This is a genomic window from Ochrobactrum sp. P6BSIII, assembly GCF_014138065.1.
In the GTDB taxonomy this organism is placed as follows: Bacteria; Pseudomonadota; Alphaproteobacteria; order Rhizobiales; family Rhizobiaceae; genus Brucella.
Genome location: NZ_JACGXB010000036.1, coordinates 1 through 2,500 on the forward strand (window position 1 = coordinate 1; position 2,500 = coordinate 2,500).

Below are 2,500 nucleotides of genomic sequence, written 5' to 3' on the forward strand. Positions count from 1 at the left end.
GAAGATTTGGTTGCGGGGGCAGGATTTGAACCTGCGGCCTTCAGGTTATGAGCCTGACGAGCTACCGGGCTGCTCCACCCCGCGCCAGGGTGATTATTTTAGAACCGGTTGGATATTTTTCGCGAAGTTCGCTTAATTTCAGTGTTTTGTATGTTTTAGAGAAGATGGTTTGATTTGTGTGCTTAGCAGACCTGGCAGCGACCTACTCTCCCGCATCTTAAGATGAAGTACCATTGGCGCTGGAGCGTTTCACGGCCGAGTTCGGAATGGGATCGGGTGCAGCCGCTCCGCCATAACCACCAGGTCGGCGAAGAACACAAATTGAGAAGCTGGATTAGGGCAGTAGGGGAATAAGGCAGTCAAGTGAGTATGTTCACTCACTGCTTCATTCACCATGCCGTCTTTCGTGCTGATAGCATCAACGCCCTCATAGAGCGCTGATAAACAATAAGCATGCGACTGCATGCCGGCGCCTGTGCGCCGCCCTCCCGGAGCCATTCACGAAGTGAATAAGGCGTGAGGGGCAAAGTTTTCATCAAGCTACGCTTGATGGATATTGTAAATGGGAGTGATCAAGTCGATCGAGCTATTAGTACCGGTAAGCTACATGCGTTGCCGCACTTCCACACCCGGCCTATCAACGTGGTGGTCTTCCACGGCTCTGATAGGGAATACTCGTTTTTAGGTGGGTTTCCCGCTTAGATGCCTTCAGCGGTTATCCCGTCCGTATATAGCTACCCTGCTATGCCGTTGGCACGACAACAGGTCCACCAGAGATACGTCCATCCCGGTCCTCTCGTACTAGGGACAGATCCTATCAATATTCCTACACCCACGGCAGATAGGGACCGAACTGTCTCACGACGTTCTGAACCCAACTCACGTACCGCTTTAAATGGCGAACAGCCATACCCTTGGGACCTGCTCCAGCCCCAGGATGCGATGAGTCGACATCGAGGTGCCAAACAACCCCGTCGATATGGACTCTTGGGGGTCATCAGCCTGTTATCCCCGGCGTACCTTTTATCCGTTGAGCGATGGCCCTTCCACGCGGGACCACCGGATCACTATGACCGACTTTCGTCTCTGCTCGACTTGTCAGTCTTGCAGTCAGGCAGGCTTATGCCATTGCACTCGACGAACGATTTCCGACCGTTCTGAGCCTACCATCGCGCGCCTCCGTTACTCTTTAGGAGGCGACCGCCCCAGTCAAACTACCCACCATACACGGTCCTGGACCCGGATAACGGGCCGCAGTTAGACATCCATATAGGCAAGGGTGGTATTTCAAGGATGACTCCACAATGGCTGGCGCCACTGCTTCAAAGTCTACCACCTATCCTACACATGCCGACACGAATGCCAGTGTAAAGCTATAGTAAAGGTGCACGGGGTCTTTCCGTCTAACCGCAGGAACCCCGCATCTTCACGGGGAATTCAATTTCACTGAGTCTGCGTTGGAGACAGCGGGGAAGTCGTTACGCCATTCGTGCAGGTCGGAACTTACCCGACAAGGAATTTCGCTACCTTAGGACCGTTATAGTTACGGCCGCCGTTTACTGGGGCTTCAATTCAATGCTTGCACATCTCCTCTTAACCTTCCAGCACCGGGCAGGCGTCAGACCCTATACGTCGTCTTGCGACTTCGCAGAGCCCTGTGTTTTTGGTAAACAGTCGCTACCCCCTGGTCTGTGCCACCCCCACCTAGTTGCCTAAATGGAGGTCACGCTTCTTCCGAAGTTACGCGTGCATTTTGCCGAGTTCCTTCAACGCAGTTCTCTCAAGCGCCTTGGTATTCTCTACCAGTCCACCAGTGTCGGTTTAGGGTACGGTCTATATGCAGGAGCTATTTCCTGGAACCGCTTCGCTGCAAGATCAATCCAATAAGACCTTACAACACACGCGATCCGTCACTACCTGCAGGCCCACGAATATTAACGTGGTTCCCATCGACTACGCCTTTCGGCCTCGCCTTAGGGGCCGGCTAACCCTGCTCAGATTAACTTTAAGCAGGAACCCTTGGACTTTCGGCGAGGGAGTCTCTCACTCCCTTTATCGTTACTCATGTCAGCATTCTCACTTCCGATACCTCCAGGATGTCTCACGACTGTCCCTTCACAGGCTTACGGAACGCTCCGCTACCACGCACATACGTGCATCCACAGCTTCGGTGTATGGCTTTAGCCCCGGTACATTTTCGGCGCAAAGACCCTTATTTAGACCAGTGAGCTGTTACGCTTTCTTTAAATGATGGCTGCTTCTAAGCCAACATCCTGGTTGTTTTGGGATCCTCACATCCTTTCCCACTTAGCCATAACTTAGGGACCTTAGATGGTGGTCAGGGTTGTTGCCCTCTTCACGACGGACGTTAGCACCCGCCGTGTGTCTGCCCAGTAGTACTCCCCGGTATTCGGAGTTTGATTAGGATCAGTAAGACGGTGAGTCCCCATAGCCCATTCAGTGCTCTACCCCCGGGGGTATTCGCTGGACGCTCTACCTA

General features: G+C 53.1%; 1 tRNA gene and 2 rRNA genes (1 of these 3 cut by a window edge). All 3 read right to left on the reverse strand.

Annotated elements, in window-relative coordinates:
• Positions 1 to 7: 7 nt before the first annotated feature.
• Positions 8 to 84, reverse strand: a tRNA-Met gene (locus FHW00_RS24190).
• Between the two features lie 105 nt (positions 85 to 189).
• Positions 190 to 304, reverse strand: a 5S ribosomal RNA gene (gene rrf, locus FHW00_RS24195).
• 264 nt (positions 305 to 568) lie between these two features.
• Positions 569 to 2,500: ribosomal RNA gene (locus FHW00_RS24200) — 23S ribosomal RNA — on the reverse strand (it continues 881 nt past the right edge of the window).